This is a genomic window from Polymorphobacter multimanifer, assembly GCF_014205635.1.
Classification (GTDB): Bacteria; Pseudomonadota; Alphaproteobacteria; order Sphingomonadales; family Sphingomonadaceae; genus Sandarakinorhabdus; species Sandarakinorhabdus multimanifer.
The window spans coordinates 40,144-66,699 of sequence record NZ_JACIIV010000020.1; the positions used below are offsets into that span (position 1 = coordinate 40,144).

Sequence of the window (26,556 nt, forward strand, 5' to 3'; positions counted from 1 at the left end):
CTTGAACGATCACAATCCCGACTCCTTCAGTTCCGGCGACCATTTGCGGGCTGCTCCGGACAATCCCGGGCGGCGTGCGGTTCGCGTGGCCGACAGCGGGCATGTCGTGCTTTACGACGGCCTCGGCCATGACGTCGACCGATCCGCCTATGCCGATCTCTGGCTGGTGGTGCTGAAGTGGCGCTGGGTCGTTCCGGCTGTCGTGGTCGTCTGCGTGGCGCTTGCCGCGGCGATTTCGTTCATGACCACGAAAATGTATCGTGCATCGGCGACGCTCGAGATTGCGGCCGAAGAATTCAAGGTCATCAACACCGACGAAAGTGCCACCGCGTCGGTCTCGATGGCGCGCAACGATTACCTTCGCACCCAGTTCGGGCTGCTCGCGAGTCGTTCGCTTGCCGAGCGCGTGGTCAGCTCGCTCAACCTTGCCAGTGTGCCGGGCTATGGCTTTGCCAGCGATGATCTGCCCGATCGCGACATGACTGCAGCCTCCGCGCGGGCCGCGCAGGTGCTGGTCGACGGGTTTGAAGTGACGCCTGTGCCCGATAGCCGGCTTGTCAACATCTCGTTCGAGGCGTCGGACCCGGGGATGGCCGAGCGGGTGACGAATGCCTATGCGTCGAGCTTCATTGCGTCCAACCTCGAGCGGCAGATGCGGTCGACGGTGCTGATCCGCAATCTGCTCGCCAAGCGGCTGCAGGTTGCCAAGGAGCGGCTCGAAGCCTCCGAGCGCGCCGTCGCGACCTATGCGCGCGACGAGGGAATCATCAATCTTCAGCCGTCGGCCGCCACCGGGGCCGGGAGTGGCGAGACCTCGCTCATTTCATCGTCGCTGCTCCAGCTCAACGAAGCCCTGTCGGATGCCCAGCGCAGCCGGATCGAGGCCGAGCAGAAGTTCCGGCAGGCCGGGGAAACATCGACCGAGGAGCTGGTCAATCCGACGATCCAGGCGCTGCTCCAGCAGCGGGCGGCGCTCACGGCCCAGTACAGCGAGATGGGCGGTCTTTACCGCGATGTGTTTCCGCAGATGGAGCAGATGCGAGCCCGGCTTGCCGACATCGACAGGTCGATCGCCGCCGAGCAGGTGCGGATCCGCAACTCCATCCGGGCCGGATACGAATCGGCTGTCGCCCGCGAGGCGGCGCTCGACCGTCGCGTCGCCGCGCTCAAGTCGGGCGTGCTCGACATCAACGACAAGAGCATCCGCTACAACATCCTGCGCCGCGAGGTCGATACGAACCGCCAGTTCTTCGATGCCCTGCTCCAGCGTTTCAAGCAGGTGGATGTCGCCGACGGTGCCGACACCAGCAATGTCCTGCTTGTCGATGATGCGCGCAACGCCGTCCTTGTCCGGCCGAATGTCCTGTTCAATCTTGGTGCAGGCCTCGCCCTCGGGCTTGTGCTGGGACTGCTTGGCGCCTTCATCTGCGAGTTCCTCGACGACTCGATCAAGACGCCCGACGATGTCCTGAAGAAGCTTCGCATGCCGCTTCTCGGGGCGATCCCGAAATTGCCGCTGGGCGAGCGGGTGATCGACAAGGTCGTCGGCGGGCAGGGCGCGATTGCCGATGCCTATCTATCGGCGCGGACGGCGATCGAGTTCGGAACGTCCTCGGGGGCGCCGAGAACATTGCTGGTGACCAGCACGAAGCAGAGCGAGGGCAAATCGACCAGCGCCTTCGCGCTGGCCAATGCCTTTGCGCGCACCGGGCGGCGCGTGCTCCTTGTCGATGCCGACATGCGGCTGCCGACGATGACCGTCGCGCGTGAAGACAAGTTCGGCCTGTCCAACCTGCTTGCCGGCTCCGACGATATCGAGAACGCGATCTTCGCGACCAGCACGGACAATCTCTATGTGCTGCCCTCGGGCCCGGTGCCGCCGAATCCGGCCGAACTTCTCGCCAGCCCCCGCACCGCCGAGACGCTGGCGCGGCTCCATGACCTGTTCGACATGATCATCCTCGACGGGCCGCCGGTGCTCGGCCTCGCCGACGCGCCGCTGCTCTCGGCGCTGGCGGAGGGCACCGTCTTCACGATCGAGGCGGGCACCAGGCGTCTTGCCGCGCGGCGCGCGATCAGCCGCCTGCAAGGGGCGGGCGCGCAGATTCTCGGCGGCCTGCTGACCATGTACAACGTCCGGATGTCGGGGATGGGCTATGGCGGCTACTCAGGCTACGGCGACTATGGGTACAGCTATGGCGCAACCGGCACCGCCAAGGTCGCGGCGGGCAAGGAGCGCTTCATCAAGTTTGACAACCAGGACGCTGCGTGAGCTTGGGCAGCCCTGCCCTGCCGATCCATCATGTTCGGCTTGGGGTGCTCGCGGCTGCGGCTGCGGGCATGGCGGCAGCCGCGATCCATTCGGCGCTGCCCGGGCTGCGCGGCGGCCCCGCCGGCGACCTTGAACGCGGCCTCCACCGGGCATCGATGGCCCCCGCTCCGGCGGTGCCGCCGCCTGCCCTGATGGCCGATGCGCGTGTGCTGCTGGCGCGGCAGCCGCTGTCTCCGACCCCGTTGCTCGTGGCCGCGCGCACCGCGGAAGCGGACGGCGACACCGCCCTGGCGACGAGATTGTTCGAAGCGGCGCTTGTGCGAGACCCGCGGGACATCGCCGTCCGGCTTTGGCTGGCCGACCGGTATCTGCGCGCCGCCCGCTTTGCAGATCTGGTGGTGCAGCTCGACGCGGTGATGCGGATCCGCCCTGCCCTGCGGCGCAAGCTGGTATCGGTGATCATTCCGCTCGTCGGTGCGCCGGAGGCACGGCAGGCCATTGCCGAGGCGCTGGTCGATAACCCGGTCTGGCAGGCCGATTTTGTCGATGCCGCGGTGCGGGAGGGGCAGATTGCCAGGGCATTCTACAGGCTGGTCTTCGATCTGGGTGAGAACCGGGGATTCAGGCTGAGCGATGCACAGCTGACCCGCATCGTGAAGACGGCGCTGGCGCGCGGCGATGTGCGCAGCGCCTGGACGATCTACAGCAGATATGCGCCGCGATCGGCGCTTGCGACGGCGAACCAGGTGTTCGATGCCGAGTTCCAGGGGGCTGCCGGCCCGCCACCTTTCAACTGGGAGCTGAGCAACACGGCATCCGGATCGGCGCGGATCGAGCCGCTCAATTCGCGTGGCCGGCTGCGGGTGCAGACCTTTGGCGCGGAGCCGGCGACGCTTGCCACCCAGACGCTGTTGCTTGCGCCGGGCGACTATATCCTGTCGAGCGCCAGTGCGCCCGATCTTGCCGGTTCGATCGAGGGGCTGAAGTGGCTGCTGACGTGCGATCGCACGCGGGGCGAACTCGGCAGCATGAAGGTTGATGACGGCAGCATGGGCGGCGACTCCGCCGGCGTTCCAATCACTGTTTCCGCGCTATGTCCTGTGGCGACGCTGCAACTCGTCTATGCGCCGACAGCGCAGTCGACGCCCGGCCGCGCCGTGCTGACAAGGGTGGGGCTCGAACGCGTCGGGACCGGCGCTGGATGATCGCGGACACGCGCCATTCGCAGATCCTGTGCATTTACCTGGCTTCGTGCATCGTGCTCGGCGGGGCCAGTGCGGCGGGTGTTCTTGCTAATCTGGTCCTGCAGCTTTGCGCCATCCCGCTCTTGATCCTGTCGCTTGTCCGCCTGAGCGGCAAGACCCTTGGCCGGCGGCACGTGGCATTGCTGGCGATTGCCGGTGCCGCCGCGCTGCTGCCGCTGATGCAGCTTGTGCCGATGGCGCCGTCGGCGTGGCAGGGCCTGCCGTTTCGGGATGGGATTGCCGGCGGGTTCGCAGCGCTCGGGATGGCTCTGCCCTGGCTGCCGGTTTCGCTCGATCCGTCGGCGACGCTGGCATCGTGGCTGGCCCTGCTTCCGGCCGCCGCACTTGTTCTGGCAGTGATGACGCTCGAAGCGGACCAGCGGGTATGGATTGGCTGGACCGTGCTCGGGGCGGCCCTGGTGTCGGCGCTGATCGGCATGGCGCAGTTCGGGTCGGGCGACCTTTATTTTTACGACATCACCAGCGGGGGCAGCGCCGTGGGGTTCTTCGCCAACCGGAACCACCTGGCGACGCTGTTGCTCGTGGCACTTCCGGCGCTGACGCTCCACCTGTCGGTGGCCGGGACGCCGGTGACGGGAATGCCGGGGCGGGGGATGCCGGGCTGGTCCTCGCGTGACATCGTCTTCCTCGGCCTGCTGGCAATATTGCTGCTGGGCATCCTGTTCACGGGTTCGCGGGCGGGCATCGGCCTTGCCTTGCCGGTGCTGCTCACCAGCCTGGGGCTGCGCATGCGCGCGCATAGCGGGCAGAGCCCGCGGCTGCTGATCATTGCCGCAGGCAGTGTGAGCGCGCTCATCGTTGCAGCGATTGCCTTCGGCCCCTCGCTGGCGCGGGCCTTCCGCAAGACGGCGTTGCTGAACGAGGACGATACCCGCCTTGTCGCGATGCAGACGACCGCGGAGGCTGGCTGGCGTGCATTTCCCGTGGGAACGGGGTTCGGCACCTTCGACCCGATCTTCAGGCTGGTCGGCGGTGATGCAAACCTGGGCACGAACTTCGTCAACCATGCCCATAACGATTATGTCGAGCTCTGGCTGACCGGCGGACTGGCGGCAGCGGCGCTGATTTTCGGCTTCCTCTGGTGGTTCGTGGGCGCTGCACGCGCCAGCTGGCGTGCCCGGAGCGACAATGCCGGCGCAGTGCCGCGTGTGGCGGCGGTCTCGATTGCCATCATCCTCGTGCACAGCCTTGTGGACTATCCGCTGCGCACTGCAGCGATGTCGGCGATTTTCGCTGTCTGCTGCGGGCTGCTCCTCGAGCCGGTCTTGGCGCGCCGGCGCCTCGATCGTGGGGCGCGGCCCTATGGTGGCGCCAACCCGGCCATGCCGGCGCGTGAAGCGCTGGCGCTTCGTGCCCGGCAAGAGGCTTTGGCGCCGGCTGTGCTTAGCCCTGCCCTTGGCACCGCCGTGCCGCCATCGCATTTCGCGGATGCGCCGGCCTCGGTCGAGTCGTGCGCGGGGACGGGGCGATGACCGAAATTCCTCGTGATGCGGGCCGGGCCGGCACCGCGATCCCACGCGGCAAGGCGAAAAGCGCTTCGGGGCTGGTGCTTCGCAGTGGTGCTTCGATGGTCGCCGCGCGCCTTGTGCGAACCTTGCTGACGGTTGCCGGCATGGTCGTTCTGGCGCGGCTGCTCACGCCTGCGGAATTCGGCGTGGTGGCCCTCACCACCACGCTGACCGTCCTGTCGCTCGTCATCGTCGAGGGCGCGATCGACCTGCCCTCGCTTCGGCACACCGAAATGACCCGCGATGCGATGCGGAGCATGATCTGGACGACGCTATTGTTCATGATGCCCCTTGCGGCGGCGATCTTCGCGGTGGCCCCGATGATCGAACGGGCGCTGGGGATTCCGCAGCTGGCAACCGCGCTGCGCGCCGTCCTCCCGGTGATGCTGCTGCAGACGTTCTTTGTCGCCGGAAGCTCGGTCCTGCGGCTGCAGCACCGGTTCAACACCGTGGCGATCGTGTCGATCGCTTCGGTGGCGGTGTATCTGGTGACGGCGGTTGTGCTGGCGCTGCTGGATGTCGGCCTGTGGAGCATCATCATCGCGCAGAATGTGTCGGTGCTCTTCACGGTGGTGCTGCTGGCACGGCTGACGTCGATCGACCTGCGCTGGCCGAAACGCCTGTCGCTCGCCGCCGTCGGGCAGGTCGGCGCCTATGGTGTGAGCTCGAGGGTGCTTGCCTGGTTCTGGTCCTCGATCGACACGATCGCTGTCGGTGCGGCACTCGGGCCGGCCGCCGTCGGCATCTATACGCGGGCCTACAACATCACGATCCAGTTCAAGGAGCCGTTCGTGGCGCTCGACGCGCCGACGCGGCAGGGGCTGATCGCGGTGCGCAAGCGCGACGGCAATGTCGTTGCCCAGGCGGTGGTGATGCTGCGCCTGCTGACGATCGCGACCGCCAGCGCTGCGGCGATCTGCGTCGTGTTGCGCGAACCGATCATCCTGATCCTTCTGGGCGACCAGTGGCAGGCGGCCGCGCCGGTTCTGGCGATCCTCATCCTCGGGCTGCCGGCGCGGATCGCACTCAATTTCTTCGATGCCCTGGCAGCGACCACCGGGTCCATGCCGAACATGATGTTGCGCCACGCCATCCTGTGCGTGGTCATGGGGGGCGGCGTATATCTGGCTGCGCCCCATGGCATTGCTGCCGTGGCCGGCGTCGTCTGCGCGGCGCTGTATCTTGCCTTGCTGCTCCCGGCGCGGGCCAAGGAGCGCACGTTGACGGGCGGCAGGCTGGCGCTGCTGGGCGCGATGGCCCCCGGGCTCGGCCTTGGCGCGGCCCTGCTGGCGCTGGGCGAATATGCGCTTGTGCCGCTGGCCGATGGCGGTTTGTTGGCGACGCTTGCCTATACGCTGCCGGCCTATGGCTTGCTGGCATTGGCGATTGCCGCTTTCCTGCCCGACCGCTGGTTGCCGATCCAGTTGCGCACTGCGCGAGCGGCGTTGTGGCACCGGACTGCCGACAGGTTTCAATCGATCAAGAAGACAGAAGAGCGGGGATAGCCGAATGCGTGCATATTTTTCCAAGAAGCTGATCAACGTCGGCACGAAATTGTCCCCGACGCTGAATGACCTTGCCTGGCTGATCCCCGATGCGACAGCTGCGGAACGTCGCGTCATCGAGATTGCATCGGCCTACACCTCGACCAACCCGCCTGCGCAATGGGCATTCATCCAGGCCATCAAGATGGTCGAGCGCGCCGGCCTGGAGGGCGACATTGTCGAGTGCGGCGTCTGGAAGGGCGGCAATCTCATCATTGCGGGACTGATGCGGCAGCAGCTTGGCTTCAAACGGGAGATCTGGGGCTATGACACGTTTGCGGGAATGACCGCGCCGACCGAGAATGATGTGAAGCCGGGCTTTGCGGTCGATGCGAGCAAGAAGTTCGCGGCCTTGAACTCGGGCGCTGTGACCGACTGGTGTTTCGTGCCGATCGAGAAGGTTGTCGAAGCGTATCGGTCGTGTGTCGGTGATGTCGCGGTGAAGCTCGTCAAGGGCCGCGTCGAGGACACACTGCTCGATCCCGCCAATCTTCCGGAGAAGATCAGCATTCTGCGGCTCGACACCGACTTTTACGAAAGCACCAAGCTGGAGCTCGAGATCCTGTATCCGCGCCTGCAGCCCGGAGGCGTCATGATCATCGACGATTATGGTGTTTGGGCTGGGTCCCGCAAGGCCGTGGACGAGTATTTCGGCGCCGACAAACCTTGGCTGCACTATGTCAATCGCGGTGTGCGGCTGGCGATCAAACCACAGGATCATTGAATGGCGACGCCGAATGCCGCAGCAACCGACATCATCCTGGTCACCAAGACTGCAACCCAGAACCAGGGCAACCAGGCGTTGTCGATCGCGTGGCGCGATTTTCTGACCGAGCGCTTCCCCGGACATGCCGTTCGGCCTGTCGAGCGCGCGCCGGCGTATCTGAAGCGCTATCGCGCGCGCTTCTTTGCAAAGGCTGCCGACCCGGTTGCAGCGTTCGACAAGGTTGCCCATCGGCTGGTGGCGCAGATCCCGCGAAGCGTGCCCCGGCCGCCGATCGATGCCGAGATTCGGCACGATGGTCGCATCCGTCAGGTCGTCCGTTTTCGGCAGGTCCGGCGATTGCTGTCGTTGCGCAGTCGCCTCGCCGGTCTTGGATTGGCGAAGCGCGCCTATTTCCAGCGCCTTGCATTGTTTCCCGGAACAGCGCTTGTCGTTGTCAATCCGGCCGGCGAGTTTCAGTCCGACGCCACCGACACAGCGATCGCCTACCTGCTCGAAGTGCGGTGCGCACAATTGCTCGGCATTCCGACGGCGATGGTCAACCTGAGCTTCGAAGTGGAAGACGAGACCGTTTGCCGGTTGTCGGCCTTTGTGCTCGACCAATGTGCGTTGCTCGAATTCCGCGACAGCGAAAGCAGCACCCGATATGCGGCGGCTGGCGGCCGGGCCAAGCCACTCGTGCTGCCGGACGCGGCGCTGCTGACGCCGCCGCTTCTGCCGGTGAGCGATCCGGCTTCACGCGCGCCGATGGCACTTGCCATCAATGGACTGCAGGTACACCAGGCCGGGCTGGAGCCCGAATGGCGGGCGTTGCTCGTGCGCCTGGCCGAAGCCGGCCACCATCCCGTGCTGACCAGCAACGAATGGTCGACCGACGAGCCTTTCTGGAAGCCGCTGCTCGCCGATCGCAAGATCACTGCCGTGGGCCAGAGCGCCGACTATCGCGCCTATATGGCGCTGCTCGGCACCTTTGACGTGGTGGTGAGCAGCAGGCTCCACACATGTGTGCTGGCGATCCTGGCGGGGAGTGTTGTCGTGCCGGTCGAGTCGGGCACCTTCAAGCTGACCGGGTTCTTCCGTCAGGCCGGTTTCGACGCCCAGCCGATCCGGCTCGGCAGTGATGGGTGGCAGGATGCCATCCTGGCCAGGATTGCCGAGATCAGGAACGACCGGGCCACGGCGCTTGCGCAACAGACAGGATGCCGTGATGCCGCCCGTCACCAGCTTCGTGCCAGCCTTGACGCCGCCTTTGCCGGGCTGGGGATCGACGTTCAGTCCGGATCGGCGAAGTGATTATAGCGTCTGAGCGCGGCGAGCGGCAATTTCTGCGAATAGGGCACGCGCTCTTCCGCGTCGGGATAGCCGATGGCCAGGCACATCACCGCGCGCTCCCAGGGCGGAAGCCCGAGGGTTTCGGCCATGCGTCGCTCGGTATCGGCATAGTCGGGGAAGTTGACGCAGCAGCTCGAAACCCCCTGCACTTCGAGCGCATAGATCAGCGACATCGCGGAGAGGCAGCCGTCGATATAGGGAATGTGCCGGTCGCGCTCGAAGCGGAAGGCTTCGAACTTTCCGATGATCACCAGAAAGCAGGGAATCTGGTGCAGCCAGCCGGGGGTTCCCTTGGGGATGGCACCCACACGGGCAACGGCTTCCGGCGTGTCGAACACCTCGAAGCGGAAGGGCTGGCGGTTGCATGCAGTGGGCGAGAAACCGGCGACGTCGACGGCGCGGTCGATGACGGCGCGGGGCACCGGGCGATCGTCGAACCAGCGCACCGAGCGGCGGTGGAGCGCCAGGGCTTCCATCGCCTCGATGGTCGGCAGGCCCGCCGACGTGCCGCGCTTGAAGGGCGTGCGGTTCTGCTCGTCGGCCAGCCGCGCCGCTTCACGTGCGACCACCGCCTCATAGGCGGTGCGGGCCCGCGCCACGATCGGGTGATTGTCGACGCGGCCGAAATACTCCTGCAGGATCTGGTCCGCCCATTGCAGCGAGACGATGTCCGCGGACTGGTTTTCCTGCGCGCGGGCAAGGCAGTCCCCGAAGGCGCGAACGGTCTCCTCGATCATGGCAAGCGCGAACAGCGGCCGCGCCGGCTTCATGATGAGCCCCTTCTCGATCCGGTGGACGTTGCGGCGAAGCATGTAGAGGTTGCCGCGCCCTGCATAGACATCGGCGACATGCCGCGCCCGTGCGGCCAGCACGGCGCGGTGCTCGCGGTCGAACTCGCGCGAGAAGAGCGTGTAGTGCAGGCCGGACAGCACGCCGCTGCGTGCGGTCAGGGCGAGCAGCCCGGCTTCGAAACTGTGCCACCGGCGGCCGAGGTCGGAAGCATTGAAGCGAAGGCGATAGCCGCGCAGCCAGTCATAGGCGCCGGTCGGCAAGATGCTGTGGAGGATGCGGCGTCCGCCGCGCCGACCATAGATCCGCGATGCTTCCTCGGCAGCGAGGAGATCAGTCTGCAGTTTCATGAAGGGTCCTCGGATGATGATGTCGAATGCGGGGGTCGCAAGCGGCACGGGCCGGGGAGCAACTTAACTTCTATTGGTTTTCGCCGTGTGAACAAGGCTGCTGGCGGGAGGCGGAAATGTCGAAAGTTCTGCTGATTGCGTCGTTCGCGCCCTCGCTGGTGAACTTTCGCGGGCCGTTGATCCGGGCGCTGGTGGGGCTCGGCCATGAGGTTCATGTGGCAGCACCCGGCGTTCGGGCGATCATCGCGGCATCGGAGCTTGCGTCGATCGTGACTGCGCATGACACGCCCGTCGATCGAACCGGCACCGGGCTGATGGCGAACCTCCGGGAGATTGCCGTTTATCGGCAGCTGATCCGCCGCATCCGGCCGGCGCATGTGCTTTGCTACACCATCAAGCCGGTCGTGCTCGGCACGCTGGCTGCGCGGCTGGAACGCGTGCCCCACCGGACGGCGCTGCTCACCGGGCTGGGCTATGTGTTCGAAAGCGCGTCGCTGCGGGCACGGATGATCCGGCTGGCGATCTCGCCGCTGTACCGCGCTGCACTGGGGGGTGCTGAAATGGTCATCTTCCAGAACCCCGACGATGAAGCCACGCTGCGGCGGCTGCGGCTGGTGGCGCCGGCGCAGCGGAGCATCGTTGTCAGCGGGTCGGGGATCGATCTCGAGCGGTTCCTGCCGGTGCCGCTTGCCGAAGGTCGCGTTGTGCTGCTGATTGCACGACTGGTGAAGGCCAAGGGCATCTTGGACTTCGTGGCGGCCGCCCGCATCGTCCGCAGCAGGGATCCGCGGATCGTGTTCCGCCTCGCGGGCTGGTTCGATGATGCCAATCCCGTTGCCATCTCGCGGTCCGAGGTTGCGGAATGGGTGCGCGAGGGGACGATCGAGTATCTCGGCGCGCTGGAGGATGTTCGTCCGGCGCTGGCCGCCTGTACGGTGTTCTGCCTGCCCTCCTATTATGAAGGGACGCCGCGGACGGTGCTGGAGGCGCTGGCCACCGGCCGCCCGATCGTGACCACCGATGTGCCCGGATGCCGCGAGACGGTGCGCGACGGCTGGAATGGCTATCTGGTGCCGCCGCACGATCCGGCCGGGCTTGCCGACGCCATCCTGAAGCTGCTCGGCGACCGGGCGGAAACCGAGCGGATGGCGGACGCAAGCCTGAGCTATGCGCGGGATCGCTACGACGTGAACAAGGTGAATGCCGACATGGTCGAGGGCATGGGGCTGGCGGCATGAAGCGCGCGTTCGATATCCTGGCAGCGCTGGTTGGGCTCGTCGTGCTGTCCCCCGTGCTGGTGGCAGCGGCGGTGGCGATCCTCGTTTGCGATGGTCGCCCGGTGCTGTTCCGCCAGCCGCGCCCCGGGCGCCACGGCCGGATCTTCAGGATCGTGAAGTTTCGCACGATGACGGTCGCGTCCGGACCCGATACCGGCGACACGGCGCGGATCACGCGGCTGGGCCGGGTGCTGCGCTCGACGTCGATCGACGAATTGCCCGAGCTCTGGAACGTGCTGCTCGGCGACATGAGCATCGTCGGCCCTCGGCCGTTGCTGACGAGCTATCTGCCGCTCTATTCGGCAACCCAGGCGCGGCGCCACGAGGTGCGGCCGGGGCTGACCGGGCTGGCGCAGGTCAGTGGCCGCAATGGGCTCGGCTGGGACGAGAAATTCGCGCTCGATGTCTGGTATGTCGACAATCGATCGTTCCGCCTCGATCTGCGGATCGTCATGGCAACTGTCGGGCTGGTCGTGCGTCGCTCCAACGTCGATGCGAGCGGAGACCAGACGATGCCGGTGTTCACCGGCAACCAGACGACGCCGGTGTTCACCGGAGAGGGGCCCGAGCGGTGACCGACATCTTCGTCTTCGGCGCCGGGGGCCATGCCAAGGTGGTGATCGAGGCGATCCGCGCCGCCATGCCGCACGCCGCGATCGGCGTTCTCGATGACGATCCCGGCAACCGGGGCCGGCGGCTTCTCGGTGTCGAGGTGGTGGGCGGGCGCGACCATGCCGTGGCGCACCCGCGGGTGCCGATCGTTCCGGCGATCGGTGACAACGGGGCACGATGGGCGGTGATGGAGTGGACGGCGGAGCAGGCGCTGACGCTGGCGACGGTCATCCACCCCGGCGCCATCGTCTCGCCGAGCGCGAGCATCGGCCCCGGGTGCGTGCTGGCGCCGGGAGCGATCGTCAATGCCGAGACGCGGCTGGGTCGCGGAACGATCGTCAACACCGGTGCCTCGGTCGACCATGACTGCATTGTCGGCGAGGCGGTGCATGTCGGACCCGGGGCGCGGATCTGTGGCGCGGTCCGCATCGGCGACCGGAGCCTGATCGGCGTGGGCGCAGTCGTCGTGCCCGGCATCGCCATCGGTGGGAGTTGCATTGTCGGCGCCGGGGCGGTCGTCATCCGCCCGGTTGCCGAAGGAACATGTGTCGTCGGAAATCCGGCATCTCTCTCAACAGGTCTTGAATCATGCACCAGACGTTAGCAATCGACGGCGGCGAGCCGCTCCGCACCCGTGGTTTTGCGCCCTGGCCGCATCATGGCGAGGATGAAGTGGCGGCGGCGGCCGCCGTGCTGCGCTCGGGCAAGGTCAACCAATGGACGGGGCAGGAGGTCCGCGGCTTCGAGGCCGATTATGCGGCAGCGCTCGACGTGCCGCATGCGATCGCGCTCGCCAATGGCACGCTGGCGCTCGAACTCGCACTGCTCGCTTTCGGCATCGGGCCCGGCGACGAGGTGGTGACCACGGCGCGAACCTTCATTGCCTCGGCGAGTGCCGTCGTGATGCGCGGTGCGGTGCCGGTCATTGCCGATGTCGACATGGTCACGCAGAACATCACGCCGGAAACGATCGCCGCCTGCATCACCCCCGCAACCCGCGCCATCATCGCCGTGCATCTGGCGGGCTGGCCCTGCGACATGCCGGCGATCATGGCGCTGGCCGAACGCCACGGGCTGATGGTCATCGAGGATTGCGCGCAGGCGCATGGGGCTGCGATCAACGGCCGTGCGGTCGGCACCTTCGGTCATGCGGCGGCCTTCTCCTTCTGCCAGGACAAGATCATGACGACGGCGGGTGAAGGCGGGCTGCTCGTGCTGCACGACCAGGCGGCGTTCGAGCGGGCATGGGCCTTCAAGGACCATGGAAAATCCCTGGCCGCGGTGTTCGGCAGGAGCCACCCGCCGGGGTTTCGCTGGTTGCACGAGAGTTTCGGCACCAACTGGCGGATGACCGAGATCCAGGCCGCCATCGGCCGCCTGCAGCTGGCCAAGCTGCCGGCATGGACGGCGCAGCGACAAGCCAATGCCGCGCGGCTCGACGCCGGGCTGGCGGGGCTGGCGGGCCTCCGGCTGGCGAAGCCGCCGCAGGGCATCGCGCATGCGCGGTACAAATATTATTGCTTCGCCCGCACCGAACGGCTGGCGCCGGGCTGGACCAACCAGCGCATCGCCGAAGCGGTGACCGCCGAGGGCATTCCATGCTTCACCGGCAGCTGCAGTGAAATCTATCTCGAAAAGGCCTTTGTCGATGCCGGCATCGGCCCGGCGCAGCGTCTGCCCGGCGCGATGCGGCTTGCCGACGAAAGCCTTACCCTGCTTGTCCATCCGACGCTGGACGAGGGCGACATGGATGAAAGCGCCGCCGCCATGGCCAAGGTCATGCAAGTGGCGACGGCCGCCTGACGATGTTCGGCTGGTTCGCCCGTAGCCGCAACTCGCCGGCAGCGTCGCCGGCCATGCCGCCGGCGGTGCCCGACGACCTGCGCGTCTATGCGATCGGCGACATCCATGGCCGTGTCGACCTGCTCGAGGACATGCTGGCGATGATCACCGCCGATCATGCGGCCGAGCCGGTGCGCACCGAGGTGGTTTTCCTTGGCGACTATATCGACCGGGGGCCGGCATCGGCCGCAATCATCGAGCGGCTCGCCTCGCCGCTGCCGGACTTTGCCTCGTGGCGCTTTCTCGCCGGAAACCACGAGGACGCGATGTCGAGCGTCCTGGCCGGCAATTTCGAGCTGATGTCCGAGTGGATCGGCTATGGCGGGCTTGAAACGCTCGAGAGCTATGGAATCAGCCGTCGCGAGATGGCGGCGGGCGGCATCATCCTGGACAATGCCCTGTCGCGCATTCCGCCCCACCACCGGGCCTTTCTGGCAGCGCTGGAGCACCACGCCGTGATCGGCGACTATGTGTTTGTCCATGCCGGCATCCGGCCGGGAGTCGTGCTTGCCAGGCAGGACCGGCGCGACCTGCTCTCGATCCGGCAACCGTTTCTCGATGACGACCGCGATCATGGCTTCGTCGTGGTGCATGGTCACAGCATCAGCGACACTGTGGAGACACGGCACAATCGCATCGGCATCGACACCGGCGCCTACCGCAGCGGACGGTTGACGGCATTGGTGCTTGAGGGCGCATCGCGGCGTCTGCTTCAGACAGGGACCGGGACAGGATGAATAGTTTCAATCCCATCGCAACCGATATTCAGGGGGGCCGGTCGGCACGAACGCAGCGCCTGACATCGGTTGACCAGATGCGCTTTTTTGCTGCCTTTCTTGTGGTGTTTTCACACAGCTATTTCTGGACAGAGAAAACGGCGACAGCGTTGGGAACATCGTTTTTTATCCCGTTTTTCAAGCAGGGCTATGGTGCCATTGTCTTCATGTGCCTTTCTGGCTACCTCCTCACCCATATTTCATACGAAAAATTCGGAAATAAAGGTGCAATTGAATTCATTACTCGTCGTTTGGCCAGAATTGCGCCGCTATATTGGCTTTTTACTTCGTTGTTTATAGTTCTTCTTTTCATATTCCCGGCTACAGTGACTAAAAATTCTCTATCATGGCCGAATACGATCGGGTCTTATATATTTTTTCCAACAGAGCGTCCGTTTGATGGCCATATCAAACCAGTTTTCAGTTCCGGGTGGACGTTGAATTACATCGTATTCTTCTACTTCATTCTTGGTATATCTTTACGGTTCTCAAAGTATCACGCGTTACTGTTAATTTGCAGTGCGTATTTGATACTGCTGGCGGCACATCCCTTTGTAAGCGATGTTCCAGCGTTAGCCTTCTGGTCCGACAAATATGGTTTGTTGTTCATGGGCGGCGCCGTTGCCGCCTTTGCCGCAAAGGCGGTAGGAACTCGCATAGTTCTCACTTTGCCCATGCTCGCCCTTTGCGCGGTCCTGGCAACCTCCAGCTGGTTTCTGGGAGCGCCTTGGGCGATTGTCGTCATGCTGACGGCAGTAATGTTCGCAATGGCATCACTGGTCAAGCCATCCGCCAACCCATTCACAGCCCGGGTGTGGACCGCGGCGGGCGACATTTCTTACAGTGTGATCCTCAGCCATCCTTTTGTCATCGGCATGGTGTCGAAAGTCTTCGTGGTTCTGTCTGCTGAACGGCTCGTTCCCGTTTGGGTCTTGCTGCCTGCATCGATCATCGCTGCATTCGTTGTCGGCGCTTTGGTTTACAGGCTGGTGGAGCGTCCAATGGCCGAGCATATACGACGCCAGCTTGACCGGCTGTTCGACAGAACAAACCGGCCGGTCATTCGCCCGGCAATCTGATCACGCGACAGGAAGGGTCCGTACGAAATCAAATATTGCGATCGAGCGCGCTGGCATCGCGAACGGCTCGGAGAAATTCGGGGCCGCGTTGCTGGTGGAGGGGGCGCGGGCGAGCGACCGGTCTTGATACGAGCCGTTCCTGGCCCATCGAGATGGCAGCACCGATCAGGCCCCAGAACAGTGTGAAGCGCAGGCCCTGGTGGGTCACGCCGTAGAGCAGGCTGGGCAGCAGATAGATGCCGAGCGAGACCGGAAGCCGCCGGATGACGCTTGCCAGGAACAGCACGAACAGGCTCAAGCCCGGGATGCCATAGGAAAACAGCATGGTGCCGAAGCTCGAATGAATTTCGAGGTGGATCTTGGCGTCCCCTGTGAAGCGGGTCACATAGCCTTCGCCGGCACCGAAGATCGTGTATTCATAGAAATCGACGATCCGGTTGTATTGCCGCTCGTCGAACTGCGAAACTTCGGTTTCCTCGTTGATGCGGGTGCTGATGGCGCTTTGGCCGCTCGCCGACGCGACGCTGCTGTCCATCATCGGTGACAAGGCCAGGATCACACCTGCCGCGATGACGCTGAGGCAGGCGATGATCCGCTTGCGACCGGTGCCGAGCGCGAAATAGAGCCATACGGCCAGCAAGGCGATCAGCGCGCCGAGGCCGGCACGCGAGGCCGAAGCGAATTCGCAGAAGATGCCGGCACCCATCACCAGCAGGTCGCTTCGCCGCAGGCGGTTTCGGCGCAGCATGACGAACAGGCTCAGCATCACGACGCCCCAATAGGCGAGCTGGTTGGGGTTCTTGAAGGTGCCGACGGCGCGCAGCGCGCTGAAGCCGGAGAAGCGCTGGAAGAGAATGACCGCCGTCTCGACCGCCACGGCGATCATGATGGCCTTGCAGACGATGTTATCGAAAATGGCGGGATTGCGGCCCCGGACGCCGACGAAGGTGATGACGATGATGAGGTTGAACAGATAATAGAGGGTGGAAAGCAGGAAGCTGGGCTCGTCGGTGGTCATGAACCAGACGAGGTTGACGAGCGCCACCCAGACCACAAGGGCCACCAGCAGGAGCTGCGTCTTGAAGAAATCGAGAATGCTGTTTGCCGGCACGATGAAGAACACCAGCAGGCACAGCATGATGTCCGCCGGCTGCGCACTGCCGCTGCTCGCCACGTAGAACATCTTGGCGAAGAGATAGGCTGCGATGATGTACGCGGCCGTGCGGCCTGCCCGGGTGCCCTCGTCGACAGCGAGCCCGCCATGACCCCAATCGGCCGTACGGCCCGTGGACGCTCCCGCTTGACGCAGCACTCTGCTCATCAGCTCTCCGAAACAGGTCCGCCGCGCGCATGCGCAGTCGTTGCAGATGTTGAATTTAAGTTAACGGCAAGTAAATATGTTTTGGATCGCCAGCGGTTTTGGCGTCGACATCGATATAGCGCTTGTATATGTTGATGGATACTCGGATATCAATGATATTGCTTAGAGTTTTTCGAAACATATGTTAATTATTTGACGTCAAAACTTCATTTTCGTGAATGATATTGAGACACGGCCTTGCATGTTAAAGAGAGTGCAATGAAGTTCAGCATTTGTATCCCCAACTACAATTACGCGCGCTACATCGGTGATGCGATCGAGAGCGCGCTCGGGCAGCCGGTCGATCTCGAGGTCATTGCCTGCGACAATGCCAGCACCGACAATTCGGTCGAAACCATCCGCGGGATCGTCGATCCGCGCCTCAACCTTGTCCGCAACCGGTTCAACGTCGGTTTTGCCGGAAATCTCGATCGCGCGACGCGAGGCGCCACCGGGGACCGGATCATCCTGCTTTCGGCGGACGACCTGATCGCCCGTGACGGGCTTCTTGCTTATGACCGCCTTGCCGCAGCACTTGGCGACAGCCACCGCGATGCCATCTTCTCGTCAGCGCAATCGATCATCGATGGCGATGGCAGCAGCGCGAACGGCGCGGCGAGCTCGGGGCTCGATCGCAAGCTGTGGACGGACGCGGTGCTGGAGCCCGCGCTGAGCGAGGCGGTGGGCGCGCCGGTCTGGCGCATGTCGGCAGCCCCCCTGCTCAGGCAGTCGCTGACGTTGATGCGCGTGCCCTTCCATTTCCTGACCACCTGCTATTCGCGCAAATTGTACGATGACGTGGAAGGCTATGGCGGCGGGCGGCTGATCAACCCCGACAAGGCCTTTGCGTGGAAATTGTTGAGCGTGGCGAGCGACGCCTATTTCGTCGACGCCCCGCTGTTCCGGTACCGCGTGCACAATGCCAACCAGAATGCGATCCAGTCCAAGGTGGGTGCGCTGAAGCTGGTCGTCGATGATTATGTCGCCAGTTTCGATACGCCGCCTTCGGTCCTGGCCCGTGCCGGGCTGTCGCCTGGCGATCTTGCCGATGCGTTCATCGAGCAGAACATCGGGCTGCGCGGGATGAAGCTCGTGGCCGAAGGGAACCGCCGCGATGCGCGCCGGGGGCTCGATTTCGGACGCGCTGCCTATCCGGACCGGATGCGGCGATCCCCGACCATCGCGAAGCTGCGGGCCCTGCTCGCCCTGGGCGATGTGGGATCGAAGGTGGCGGCGCGGCTCTACGATGGCGAGAAGCGCCGCTGGGCGCGTCGGCTGGAAGCGTCTTCCGACAGCCCTGTGCGCGGCGCTGCGACGCCTGTGGCGAGCATCGGTTGATGGCGCGCGTGGCGCGGATCGTCATCGATCTGGACGATACCATCACACATCACCGGCCGGGGTCTGCCTATGCGGACATGCTGCCGGACCCGGCGGTCGTGGCGCGGCTGAGGGAGTATCGGTCCGCCGGCTTCGAGATCGTCGTTCACTCATCGCGCAACATGCGAACCTTTGCCGGCTCGGTCGGCAAGATCAATGTCCACACCGTTCCGGTCATCGTCAGCTGGCTGGATCGGCACGATGTCCCGTGTGACGAGCTGATTGTCGGCAAGCCATGGTGCGGCGAGGACGGCTTTTATGTCGACGACAAGGCGATAAGGCCGGCAGAGTTCGTGGCGCTTTCGCTGGCCGAAATCCATGCGCTGGTCGGCAACACGCCTGCGGACGAGGCTGCGTGACCATCCGCGTGATCACATCGGGTGCCTATGTCGATGCCGAGCTTCAGGCCGAGTTCGGCAGGGTGCCTCCGGCGTTCCTGCCGGTCGGGGGATCGTTGCTCATCCACCACCAGCTGCAGCGGCTGGGTGCTTCGGCGTCGCGGACGATCCTCAGTCTTCCGGACGATTTCGTGCTCGATCCGATCGAGCTGGAGCGGCTTGTGGCTGCGGGTGTCGAGATCCTTGCCGTTGACGCCCGGCTTTCGCTGGGGCGATCGATCGGCCGATTGATCGCGGCGATCGGCAGCGATGCGCCGATCGAGATCATCCATGGCGACACGCTGATGGATTGTCTGCCCGCCGAAGCCGGGGATGCGATGTCGATCGGGAAGGCGACCGATGGCTATCACTGGGCAACGGTGGTCGTCGTCGAAGGTCTTGTTTCGTCGGTTGCCGACGATGCGGCTGGAACCGACACGCAATCCCAGTCGATCCTGACCGGCGCCTTCCGGATTGCCGATCCGGATCTGTTTCTGCGCTGCCTGGTGATTGCCGACGACAATTTCGTCCGGGCGCTCGATGGCTATGCGCAGCGGCGTCCCGTCGCGGCGGTTGCGCTGCCGGGATGGCTGGATTTCGGGCATCTGCAGACCTTCTTCCGGTCGCGCCATCACCTCGCCGCGGCACGGCACTTCAACAGCCTGGTGATCAGCGATGGCGTCGTCCACAAGACGAGCGACCAGGACTTCAAGATGGCGGCAGAGGCCGGCTGGCTGCGCTCGCTGCCGGCAAGCCTCCAGCTCTATTCGGCACGGCTGATCGAGGACGAGACGACGCCGGCGGACGGCGGCTATGCGACCGAATATGCGTTTCTGCCGACCATTGCCGAGATCTATCTTTCACGCCTCAACCTGCGCGGCTGGCAGCGCATCCTGAGCGCCATGACGAGCTTTGTCGAAGCGTCCGCGCGGTGCCGCGAGGACGGGGTGGGCGCGACGCTGGCGACGCTCGGCATCGACAAGACGGTCTCGCGGCTCGAGCAGGCGCGTGATGTCCTTCCCGATATCGATGTCGAGCGGCGCATCGGCGGGAAATGCTGCCCCGCCCCTTCGAGGATGCTTGCCGAGCTGTTCGGGCTGATCGCCGCCGCACCGCCGCGGGCGCCGTCGATCATGCACGGCGACCTTTGTTTTTCGAACATCCTCTACAACAGCCGCAACCAGCGGATCTGCGTGATCGACCCGCGCGGCTATGTCGAGGACGGCATCGCGACCGCATATGGCGACACGCGCTACGACGTGGCGAAGCTCGCGCACAGTATCATCGGTCGCTACGACCAGATCGTCGCCGGCCAGTATCGGCTCGAAGATACCGCCGACAGTGCCGAGCTCGTCATGCCCTTCGACCCGATCAAGGATGGGCTGGAGTGCCAGTTCCTCGAACAGTCCGTCGAAGGGGTCGACTTTGCCAGCGACGCAGTCATTGCGACGATGATCACGCTGTTCTTCTCCATGATCCCGCTGCACCGGGACAATGCGCGCCGCCAGCGGGCCTTTTTCGTCAACGGCGCCCAGCTTTACATGCGCTTCTACGGGTGAGCCGATGATCGTCATTCCCATGGCCGGGCTGAGCCGGCGCTTCATGCTCGCCGGCTACAGCCAGCCGAAGTTCATGCTGGACCTGTTCGGCGAGACCGTCTTCGAGCACTCGGTCGGCAGCTTCCGGGCCTGTTTCGCGGACACGCCGTTCCTCTTCATCGCGCGCGAGACCGGCGGCGTCGAGGCCTTCATCCGCCATCAGGCGCAGGGGCTGGGGATTGCCGATGTGCGGATCGCGATGCTGGATCATGAAACGGCGGGGCAGGCCGAGACCGTTGAGCGCGGCCTTGATATCATCGCGGCTGCGGAAGACAGCGCCATCACGATCTTCAACATCGATACGTTTCGGCCGGGCTTTCGCCAGCCTTCGCCCGATCGCCTTGCCACACTCGCCGGCTATCTCGAGGTGTTTCGCGGCAGCGGCAGCAACTGGTCCTATGTGCGACCGTCCGACACCGGCTTGCGGCTTGCCGCGGAAACCGCGGAGAAGCGGCCCATCTCGGAATTCTGCTGCACGGGCCTCTACCATTTCGCACGCGCCGAGCATTTTTACGCGGCACTCGCCGCCGAGCGGCTCTCCCCCCAGTCGCACGAGCTGTTTGTGGCTCCGCTCTACAATCATCTGATCGGGAAGGGGCTGGCCGTGGGCTATGAGATCGTCGAAGCCGAAGACGTCATCTTCTGCGGAACGCCCGGCGAGTATGAAGCGCTGCTGGGCGATCAGTCCTTCGGCGTGGTGAGTGCGTCCTCGAACAGGCTGGCATAGCGCTCGACGATGATGGCGGGCGCGTAGTGCGCCTCCAGAAGCCGCTTCGCGCCGGCGGCGAGGTGGTGGCGATCGGCGGCCAGCGCCTTCAAGACAGCGGCGGCAATCGCCGTGGATGTGGTGACCTCCGCGAGAATGCCCGAGCTGCCGTCGATGATGAGTTCGCGCGTGGCACCGGGGCATGGCGTCGCCGCAACCGGGGTGCCCAGCGCCATCGCTTCCAGCATGGCGTTGCTGAAGCCTTCGTATCGCGATGACGATATGAACAGATCAGCTGCGGCGATGGTCGCCAGCACATGATCGCTGTGCCCGACGAGGTGGACGCGGTCTCCCACGTCGTGTGAGGCGGCCAGGCTTTCGAGCGCTGCATGGTCCTCGCCGGTGCCGACGATGGTGAGCGCGGCATCGGGATGCGCGGCCAGGATCGCCGGCATGGCGGCGATGAGCAGGTCGAACCCCTTTTGCGGTGCCAGCCGCCCCACTGCAAGGAGAGCCGGCTGGCCGGCAAGGCGAGGCGGCGCTGCTTCGGCCTGCTGCCGGGCAAGCTGCTGCGTTGCCGCCACATCGATCGGATTGCCGATGACGGCGAGTCGCTGGTCGGTCCGCAGCGTCGACGCGATTTCGTCGGCCATCTCGCGCGACTGGGCGACGACGGCCGAGGCGCGCGCAAAGGCGCGCTTGACCACCCAGTGCGCAACGCGATGCTTGAGCAGCGAGCGGCGCTTCAGCACGGCAAAGTCGGCTGCGATGGCGTTTGCCTGCCGGACGACGAGGGGCGGCCGATGCCGCTGCAGCCAGGTTGCCAGCTCCGCGGTCAGGTTCATGCGCAGCGTGGAAAACACCAGCGCGGGACGCAGATCGTCGATGAGCCTGGCGAATGCGCGGACGGGATATCGGCTGTCCGGGAGAACGAAAACCTCGACGTCGCTCGGCAGCTTGTCGAAATAGCGGCCGCCGCGCCGCGAGACCACAAGCGCAAGCCGGAAGCGACGTCGTGGCAGATCGCGCAGCAGTTCGGCCATGACCCGGTCCGGACCGCCGGAGGCAAGTTCGGGGATGGCGAACAGCACGAGCGGCAATGGTCCTGCGTTCATGTCAGTTGCAGGCCTGCTGCCCGTGCCGTGCCGCGAAGGCTGCCGCTTCAGCTCGCAACGGCGAGCGCGCGAGCGACCGGCTGCGGCGCCGGCGCACGATGGCGGCCGGAATATTCGGGCACGAGGACGCGCAACGCATCGTCCATGTCGGAGACACTGCCGTGGCGCGCCGCGTGGAGAACGCGCGCCAGGGCGGTATCCAGCATCTCGAGGCTGCACGCGCGCGCTCGTGCAAGACTGGCCTTGGGAAAGGGTGCCGGCACCAGATCTTCCTCACTGTGTGCCAGTTCCTCATAGAGCTTCTCGCCCGGCCGCAGTCCGACATAGTCGATCGCGATGTCTTCATTGGGGCGCAACCCATGCAACTGGATCATGCGAATGGCCAGATCGACAATGCGGATCGGCGAGCCCATGTCGAGCACGAAAACCTGGCTCGAAGGCGGCGCTGTCTCCGCTGTCGCGGCGGTCGCCACGAGGATGAGCTCGCAGGCTTCCGGTATCGTCATGAAATAGCGGGTGATGTCGCGGTGGGTGATGGTGATCGGCCCGCCGGCAGCGATCTGCTGGCGAAACAACGGAACCACCGAACCCGCCGAATCGAGAACGTTGCCGAAGCGGACGCAGGCATAGCGTGTTGCCGACGCCCTGCGATCGCGCGCCTCGTCGAGCGACTGGCAGATGATCTCGGCCCAGCGCTTGGTGCAGCCCATCACGCTGGTCGGGTTGACGGCCTTGTCGGTGGACACCAGCGTCATGATCTCGGCGCCATAGTCTGCAGCCAGCGTGGCCACATTGTGGGTACCCAGGATGTTGGTGAGGATTGCCTGGTCGAGGTGCGTCTCCATGAGCGGCACATGCTTGAGCGCTGCTGCATGAAGCACGATGGCCGGCCGGTGCCGATCGAAGATATGGGCGAGCAATTGCCGATCGCGAACGTCGCAAAGGGCCGTGATGCGCTTCACATGCGGGAAGCGCTGGCTCATCTGGAGATCGATCTGATAAAGATTGAACTCGCATGACTCGACAAGGATGATGCTGTCCGGCTTGTGGACGGCGATCTGGCGCACGAGCTCGGACCCGATCGACCCCCCTGCCCCGGTGACGAGCACGGTCTTGCCGTGCAGATATGCAGGCGCTCGCGAGCCCTGGATGGAAATCTGGTCCCGATGCAGGATATCCTCGATCGACACTGCCTTCACCGCATCGCCGAGGCGTGACGGCTCGACGAGGCTGAGCAAGCTCGGCAGGCGGCACAGCAGGAGGCCATGCTCCGCCGCCGCCGCGAGTGCGGCCGCCAGTTCGTCCGGCCGCTCGATGTCACCCGCAACGATCAGGCGCTTCACGTCATGCTGCTTTGCTCGGAGGCGGTGGAGAGTCGCGCCAAGCATTTCGAGCGATCCCGCCGAGTCGACGCCCTGGAGCCGCTTGCCTGCCAGTCCGCGATTGTCGTGGAGGAAGCCGACGACACGGTAGCGGGTGCCGTCGGCCGCCATCTTGATGAACTGTTCGGCCCGCCGGCGACTGCCATAGACAAGCACGGGCTCGACTTCGGCCGGGGCTGCTGCGTTTCGTCCGCCCTGCCACTCGAGCCAGAGGCGCAGCATCAACCGCGGTGCTGACCAGCAACAGACATACATGACGGTTCCGCCGAGCAAGACGCGCGAGAAAGCGACCATGCCGACCTGCATGGCGACGAGCGTGGCTGTGGCGAGGGCCACCAGCACTGCGGCGATGAGAAGGCCCATGACATTCTGGAGGGATATCCTGCCCCAGACATGACGGTGTGCGCCGACCATCAACAAGACGATGAAGGCGATGATGACCGAACCGGCAATTGTCAGCCCCAGGCCTTCGACATTCTTCCAGTTGAGCACAACTTGCAGGAGAGCGATCTGCCCCAGCACCAGGAGCATCAGATCGCATGCCATCCCGGATCGGCGTCGCCCGGCCAATGCCTGAACGCGACTCCATACTCCCGAAGTAAAGCTGAACGCTTCGTTTCGGAGTTGTTTTATGAAATTAGTTTTAACACTGCCAATGTTTGTCAACATCAAGGCCCCGCAGACGTGAATTGCCTGAGATGGGTATCCGGTGCCGCTCTACAACCGATTAATTTGGTGATGGTTCTGGACATGATGCGAATTATTATTCGACATATTCTCGGCGATTGCCGTATTGACAGTAGTATTGAGTAATCTTTCTACAGATATGGTTTGGCGATGCAGTATATTGGATTGAATCGTTTACCATGATTTGACGAGTGCCTTCAGTGGCGATGAGACGAAGTCTCTCCAGGGCAATTGGCCCTTGCTGCACCTGCCGTGCGGTGACATCGATGGGCGGATGCCTTGTTCAGGGCACCGCGTTTGCGGCGAGTTTCACAATGGGGTTCACATGCTCGGCGGACATATCCCTTCTCACATGCGCATGCTGGTTGTGGTGCTGATCTGCGGTGGGCCGGTGGCGGCCTCCACCCCGTCGGCGTGGGACGCTTCCGAGGCGGCAGCGGTGGTGGCTTGCCTCAAGGCGAGCGATCTCGATGCGGCAAAGGTGCGCGGCCGGCCGCTGGTGCTCGATGATTCTGCTGGGAAGACGGCGGTGCTGGTGCGCGGGCGGTGGAAGCCGGCGCACATGAAGGGGGCGCGGGCGACGATGCTCTGCCTTTACGACCGTGCGGGCCAGACGACGGCGGTGACCGAGGCCAGGGGTTGGACGGCGCGCTAGTCGGGGCCGGCTCGGGGACTGGACTATTTCGCATCTGCGGCATAATGGCGGCTCGGCTTCACGGGGATTGGCTGGCATGGCCAAGCGGGAAGTATTTCACTCAGAATGGGGATATCAGATCGTGGCTCCAAGCATTGCTGTCATCATGGTTGTCGGCTCCGGCGCATTGCTCGCCGCCGCATGGTGGCTGGTCGAGGCCGTGGCGCCGCGCTGGATGGCCGAACGCACCCGGCGGCAGGTGGCACTCCACCGCAATGTCATCGAAGCCATGAACGTCGCCATTCCGCGCGCTGGCAACGACACCGAACAGCAAGCGCGGCTGACCGCCAATCGCGACTGGCATCTGGCGGCGCTGACGAAGCTGGCGCCGGCCGAGGCTGCCGGTATCGAGGTCGTTCCGCTCGCCAGGGCCGCCTGATCCGGGAGCAGCCTCCGGGCTGAGTTTCTCGCGTTTTTCTGTGGTCCTTGCTCGCTGTGTGCGTTAGGTGCGCTGCAGCAGAGGAACCCCCATGGCAACCAAGCTTTTCCCCGATGCCGAAACCGCGCTGAAGGATGTCGTGTTCGACGGGATGACCGTCATGTCGGGCGGCTTCGGGCTGTGCGGCATCCCCGAGAAGCTGATCGCGGCGCTGCGTGATACCGGCGTGAAGGATATCACGGTCATCTCGAACAATGCCGGCGTCGATGGGTTCGGCCTGGGGCAGCTGCTGGAAACGCGGCAGATCTCGCGGATGGTTTCGAGCTATGTCGGCGAGAACAAGGAGTTCGAGCGACAGTATCTCTCGGGTGAGTTGCAGCTGGAGTTCAACCCGCAGGGTACGCTCGCCGAGCGCATCCGTGCCGGCGGGGCGGGCATCCCCGGCTTCTACACCAAGGTGGGCGTGGGCACGCTGGTGGCCGAGGGCAAGGAAGTGAAGATCTTCGATGGCGAGGAGTATATCCTCGAGACCGGGCTGGTGGCGGACCTTGCGATCGTGAAGGCGTGGAAGGCCGACCCCTATGGCAACCTCGTGTTCCGCAAGACGGCGCGCAACTTCAACCCGATGATGGCGACCGCGGGCCGGGTGACGGTGGTGGAAGTGGAAGAGCTGGTGGAGCCGGGCGCGCTCGACCCCGATAACATTCACACGCCGGGCGTGTTCGTGCAGCGGCTGATCGTCGGCACCGATTATGAAAAGCGCATCGAACAGCGCACGGTTCGGGAGGCCTGAGCATGACGATGGGTTGGAGCCGCGGCGAACAGGCCGCGCGGGCCGCACTGGAGCTGCAGGACGGCTTTTACGTCAACCTGGGCATCGGCATGCCGACGCTCGTGGCAAACCATATCGCGCCCGGCATCGACATTACGCTGCAGAGCGAGAACGGGATGCTCGGCATGGGGCCGTTTCCGACCGAAGACGAGGTGGATGCCGACCTGATCAATGCCGGCAAGCAGACGATCACCGAGCTGCGGCGGACCAGCTATTTCTCATCGTCGGATTCGTTCGGCATGATCCGCGGCGGGCATATCGACCTCAGCATCCTGGGTGCGATGGAAGTGGCGGAGAATGGCGACCTCGCCAACTGGATGATCCCGGGCAAGATGGTGAAGGGCATGGGCGGCGCCATGGACCTGGTGGCGGGCGTGAAGAAGATCATCGTGCTGATGGACCATGTGTCGAAGGACGGCAGCCCGAAATTCCGGACCGCGTGCACGCTGCCGCTGACCGGCAAGGGCGTGGTCGACATGGTGATTTCGGACCTGGCGGTGCTGGCGCGGCCGACACGCGGCGCGCCGTTCCGGCTGGTCGAGCTGGCGCCGGGCGTGGACCTGGCGACGCTGCGGGCGAAGACCGAGGGCGCGTTTCTGGCGGATTGATGGAATGGTTGAGGCAGCGGCGGCGGCAATGCAGCGGCTGAATTCAGACGAGATCGGCCAGCGAAGCTTTT

The 26,556-nt window shown here is 64.6% G+C and carries 24 protein-coding genes; 20 read left to right on the plus strand and 4 right to left on the minus strand.

The genetic code is table 11. The features are described from left to right. Window position 1: 1 nt before the first annotated feature. The 6 genes from FHS79_RS13460 to FHS79_RS13485 are packed head-to-tail and all read left to right on the plus strand — an operon-like array spanning window position 2 to window position 8,606. Window positions 2-2,272 carry a GumC family protein gene (locus FHS79_RS13460; RefSeq protein WP_184201015.1) on the plus strand — a complete coding sequence of 757 codons (2,271 nt, stop codon included), beginning with the start codon at window positions 2-4 and terminating at the stop codon, window positions 2,270-2,272. After that, complete coding sequence (locus FHS79_RS13465) at window positions 2,269-3,477, plus strand: tetratricopeptide repeat protein (RefSeq protein WP_184201018.1); 1,209 nt, start codon at window positions 2,269-2,271, stop codon at window positions 3,475-3,477. The genes FHS79_RS13460 and FHS79_RS13465 overlap by 4 nt, the downstream gene beginning before the upstream one ends. Then, complete coding sequence (locus FHS79_RS13470; protein WP_184201022.1) at window positions 3,474-5,009, plus strand: O-antigen ligase family protein; 1,536 nt, start codon at window positions 3,474-3,476, stop codon at window positions 5,007-5,009. The genes FHS79_RS13465 and FHS79_RS13470 overlap by 4 nt, the downstream gene beginning before the upstream one ends. Next, window positions 5,006-6,550, plus strand: coding sequence for an oligosaccharide flippase family protein (locus FHS79_RS13475; RefSeq protein WP_184201026.1), 1,545 nt, complete (start codon window positions 5,006-5,008; stop codon window positions 6,548-6,550). Before FHS79_RS13470 ends, FHS79_RS13475 begins: the two co-directional genes overlap by 4 nt. A gap of 4 nt (window positions 6,551-6,554) precedes the next feature. Continuing rightward, window positions 6,555-7,313: a TylF/MycF/NovP-related O-methyltransferase gene (locus FHS79_RS13480; protein ID WP_184201028.1), complete on the plus strand. Its 759-nt coding sequence runs from the start codon at window positions 6,555-6,557 to the stop codon at window positions 7,311-7,313. Next, window positions 7,314-8,606, plus strand: coding sequence for a polysaccharide pyruvyl transferase family protein (locus FHS79_RS13485; protein WP_184201031.1), 1,293 nt, complete (start codon window positions 7,314-7,316; stop codon window positions 8,604-8,606). Here the strand turns inward: FHS79_RS13485 and FHS79_RS13490 are convergent. After that, on the minus strand, window positions 8,585-9,784 hold the full coding sequence (locus FHS79_RS13490; RefSeq protein WP_184201034.1) for a nitroreductase family protein: 1,200 nt from the start codon (window positions 9,782-9,784) through the stop codon (window positions 8,585-8,587). The two genes, FHS79_RS13485 and FHS79_RS13490, sit on opposite strands and share 22 nt — an antisense overlap. A 116-nt stretch (window positions 9,785-9,900) precedes the next feature. Between FHS79_RS13490 and FHS79_RS13495 the strand changes: the two genes are divergently transcribed. The 6 genes from FHS79_RS13495 to FHS79_RS13520 are packed head-to-tail and all read left to right on the plus strand — an operon-like array spanning window position 9,901 to window position 15,370. Then, entirely contained in the window at window positions 9,901-11,022 is a 1,122-nt protein-coding gene (locus FHS79_RS13495; RefSeq protein ID WP_184201037.1) for a glycosyltransferase family 4 protein, read from the plus strand. Beyond that, entirely contained in the window at window positions 11,019-11,636 is a 618-nt protein-coding gene (locus FHS79_RS13500; RefSeq protein ID WP_184201040.1) for a sugar transferase, read from the plus strand. Before FHS79_RS13495 ends, FHS79_RS13500 begins: the two co-directional genes overlap by 4 nt. Continuing rightward, window positions 11,633-12,277: a NeuD/PglB/VioB family sugar acetyltransferase gene (locus tag FHS79_RS13505; RefSeq protein ID WP_184201043.1), complete on the plus strand. Its 645-nt coding sequence runs from the start codon at window positions 11,633-11,635 to the stop codon at window positions 12,275-12,277. The genes FHS79_RS13500 and FHS79_RS13505 overlap by 4 nt, the downstream gene beginning before the upstream one ends. After that, entirely contained in the window at window positions 12,262-13,476 is a 1,215-nt protein-coding gene (locus FHS79_RS13510) for a DegT/DnrJ/EryC1/StrS family aminotransferase (protein WP_184201046.1), read from the plus strand. Before FHS79_RS13505 ends, FHS79_RS13510 begins: the two co-directional genes overlap by 16 nt. Before the next feature lie 2 nt (window positions 13,477-13,478). After that, window positions 13,479-14,252, plus strand: coding sequence for a metallophosphoesterase (locus FHS79_RS13515; protein WP_184201049.1), 774 nt, complete (start codon window positions 13,479-13,481; stop codon window positions 14,250-14,252). Next, complete coding sequence (locus FHS79_RS13520; protein WP_184201051.1) at window positions 14,249-15,370, plus strand: acyltransferase family protein; 1,122 nt, start codon at window positions 14,249-14,251, stop codon at window positions 15,368-15,370. The genes FHS79_RS13515 and FHS79_RS13520 overlap by 4 nt, the downstream gene beginning before the upstream one ends. Before the next feature lie 28 nt (window positions 15,371-15,398). Here the strand turns inward: FHS79_RS13520 and FHS79_RS13525 are convergent, their stop codons facing one another. Continuing rightward, window positions 15,399-16,691: an O-antigen ligase family protein gene (locus FHS79_RS13525; protein ID WP_184201054.1), complete on the minus strand. Its 1,293-nt coding sequence runs from the start codon at window positions 16,689-16,691 to the stop codon at window positions 15,399-15,401. Between the two features lie 258 nt (window positions 16,692-16,949). Between FHS79_RS13525 and FHS79_RS13530 the strand changes: the two genes are divergently transcribed. Genes FHS79_RS13530 through FHS79_RS13545 form a run of 4 tightly spaced genes read left to right on the plus strand, consistent with a single transcriptional unit; the run spans window position 16,950 to window position 20,809 of the window. After that, entirely contained in the window at window positions 16,950-18,068 is a 1,119-nt protein-coding gene (locus tag FHS79_RS13530; protein WP_184201056.1) for a glycosyltransferase family 2 protein, read from the plus strand. Then, window positions 18,068-18,466 (plus strand): HAD family hydrolase, encoded by a 399-nt coding sequence (locus FHS79_RS13535; RefSeq protein ID WP_207792354.1) that lies wholly within the window; start codon window positions 18,068-18,070, stop codon window positions 18,464-18,466. The genes FHS79_RS13530 and FHS79_RS13535 overlap by 1 nt, the downstream gene beginning before the upstream one ends. After that, window positions 18,463-20,043, plus strand: a complete 1,581-nt coding sequence (locus FHS79_RS19340) for a phosphotransferase (RefSeq protein WP_184201059.1) — start codon at window positions 18,463-18,465, stop codon at window positions 20,041-20,043. Before FHS79_RS13535 ends, FHS79_RS19340 begins: the two co-directional genes overlap by 4 nt. A 4-nt stretch (window positions 20,044-20,047) precedes the next feature. Continuing rightward, window positions 20,048-20,809 (plus strand): glycosyltransferase family protein, encoded by a 762-nt coding sequence (locus FHS79_RS13545; protein ID WP_184201062.1) that lies wholly within the window; start codon window positions 20,048-20,050, stop codon window positions 20,807-20,809. Here FHS79_RS13545 and FHS79_RS13550 read toward each other — a convergent pair. Together FHS79_RS13550 and FHS79_RS13555 are read right to left on the minus strand one after the other, a co-directional pair. Then, window positions 20,764-21,903 carry a glycosyltransferase gene (locus tag FHS79_RS13550; protein ID WP_184201066.1) on the minus strand — a complete coding sequence of 380 codons (1,140 nt, stop codon included), beginning with the start codon at window positions 21,901-21,903 and terminating at the stop codon, window positions 20,764-20,766. The genes FHS79_RS13545 and FHS79_RS13550 overlap by 46 nt on opposite strands. 47 nt (window positions 21,904-21,950) lie before the next feature. Further along, window positions 21,951-23,816, minus strand: coding sequence for a polysaccharide biosynthesis protein (locus tag FHS79_RS13555; RefSeq protein ID WP_184201069.1), 1,866 nt, complete (start codon window positions 23,814-23,816; stop codon window positions 21,951-21,953). Window positions 23,817-24,324: 508 nt separating this feature from the next. Here FHS79_RS13555 and FHS79_RS13560 point away from each other — a divergent pair. From FHS79_RS13560 to FHS79_RS13575, 4 genes are all read left to right on the plus strand, one after another. Beyond that, entirely contained in the window at window positions 24,325-24,627 is a 303-nt protein-coding gene (locus FHS79_RS13560) for a hypothetical protein (RefSeq protein ID WP_184201073.1), read from the plus strand. Window positions 24,628-24,748: 121 nt separating this feature from the next. Continuing rightward, on the plus strand, window positions 24,749-25,045 hold the full coding sequence (locus FHS79_RS13565; protein WP_184201076.1) for a hypothetical protein: 297 nt from the start codon (window positions 24,749-24,751) through the stop codon (window positions 25,043-25,045). A gap of 91 nt (window positions 25,046-25,136) precedes the next feature. Further along, window positions 25,137-25,838 (plus strand): CoA transferase subunit A, encoded by a 702-nt coding sequence (locus FHS79_RS13570; RefSeq protein WP_184201079.1) that lies wholly within the window; start codon window positions 25,137-25,139, stop codon window positions 25,836-25,838. 8 nt (window positions 25,839-25,846) lie between these two features. Then, window positions 25,847-26,485, plus strand: coding sequence for a 3-oxoacid CoA-transferase subunit B (locus FHS79_RS13575; protein WP_184201141.1), 639 nt, complete (start codon window positions 25,847-25,849; stop codon window positions 26,483-26,485). Window positions 26,486-26,556: the final 71 nt, after the last annotated feature.

What these genes read in the sequence shown, in the direction of transcription:
- FHS79_RS13470 (WP_184201022.1), top strand. Translation starts at nt 3,474, where the DNA reads ATGATCGCGGACACGCGCCATTCGCAGATCCTGTGCATTTACCTGGCT.
- FHS79_RS13475 (WP_184201026.1), top strand. Translation starts at nt 5,006, where the DNA reads ATGACCGAAATTCCTCGTGATGCGGGCCGGGCCGGCACCGCGATCCCA.
- FHS79_RS13480 (WP_184201028.1), top strand. Translation starts at nt 6,555, where the DNA reads ATGCGTGCATATTTTTCCAAGAAGCTGATCAACGTCGGCACGAAATTG.
- FHS79_RS13485 (WP_184201031.1), top strand. Translation starts at nt 7,314, where the DNA reads ATGGCGACGCCGAATGCCGCAGCAACCGACATCATCCTGGTCACCAAG.
- FHS79_RS13490 (WP_184201034.1), bottom strand. Translation starts at nt 9,784, where the DNA reads ATGAAACTGCAGACTGATCTCCTCGCTGCCGAGGAAGCATCGCGGATC.
- FHS79_RS13495 (WP_184201037.1), top strand. Translation starts at nt 9,901, where the DNA reads ATGTCGAAAGTTCTGCTGATTGCGTCGTTCGCGCCCTCGCTGGTGAAC.
- FHS79_RS13500 (WP_184201040.1), top strand. Translation starts at nt 11,019, where the DNA reads ATGAAGCGCGCGTTCGATATCCTGGCAGCGCTGGTTGGGCTCGTCGTG.
- FHS79_RS13510 (WP_184201046.1), top strand. Translation starts at nt 12,262, where the DNA reads ATGCACCAGACGTTAGCAATCGACGGCGGCGAGCCGCTCCGCACCCGT.
- FHS79_RS13515 (WP_184201049.1), top strand. Translation starts at nt 13,479, where the DNA reads ATGTTCGGCTGGTTCGCCCGTAGCCGCAACTCGCCGGCAGCGTCGCCG.
- FHS79_RS13520 (WP_184201051.1), top strand. Translation starts at nt 14,249, where the DNA reads ATGAATAGTTTCAATCCCATCGCAACCGATATTCAGGGGGGCCGGTCG.
- FHS79_RS13525 (WP_184201054.1), bottom strand. Translation starts at nt 16,691, where the DNA reads ATGAGCAGAGTGCTGCGTCAAGCGGGAGCGTCCACGGGCCGTACGGCC.
- FHS79_RS13530 (WP_184201056.1), top strand. Translation starts at nt 16,950, where the DNA reads ATGAAGTTCAGCATTTGTATCCCCAACTACAATTACGCGCGCTACATC.
- FHS79_RS13535 (WP_207792354.1), top strand. Translation starts at nt 18,068, where the DNA reads ATGGCGCGCGTGGCGCGGATCGTCATCGATCTGGACGATACCATCACA.
- FHS79_RS13545 (WP_184201062.1), top strand. Translation starts at nt 20,048, where the DNA reads ATGATCGTCATTCCCATGGCCGGGCTGAGCCGGCGCTTCATGCTCGCC.
- FHS79_RS13550 (WP_184201066.1), bottom strand. Translation starts at nt 21,903, where the DNA reads ATGAACGCAGGACCATTGCCGCTCGTGCTGTTCGCCATCCCCGAACTT.
- FHS79_RS13555 (WP_184201069.1), bottom strand. Translation starts at nt 23,816, where the DNA reads ATGCTCCTGGTGCTGGGGCAGATCGCTCTCCTGCAAGTTGTGCTCAAC.
- FHS79_RS13560 (WP_184201073.1), top strand. Translation starts at nt 24,325, where the DNA reads ATGCGCATGCTGGTTGTGGTGCTGATCTGCGGTGGGCCGGTGGCGGCC.
- FHS79_RS13570 (WP_184201079.1), top strand. Translation starts at nt 25,137, where the DNA reads ATGGCAACCAAGCTTTTCCCCGATGCCGAAACCGCGCTGAAGGATGTC.
- FHS79_RS13575 (WP_184201141.1), top strand. Translation starts at nt 25,847, where the DNA reads ATGGGTTGGAGCCGCGGCGAACAGGCCGCGCGGGCCGCACTGGAGCTG.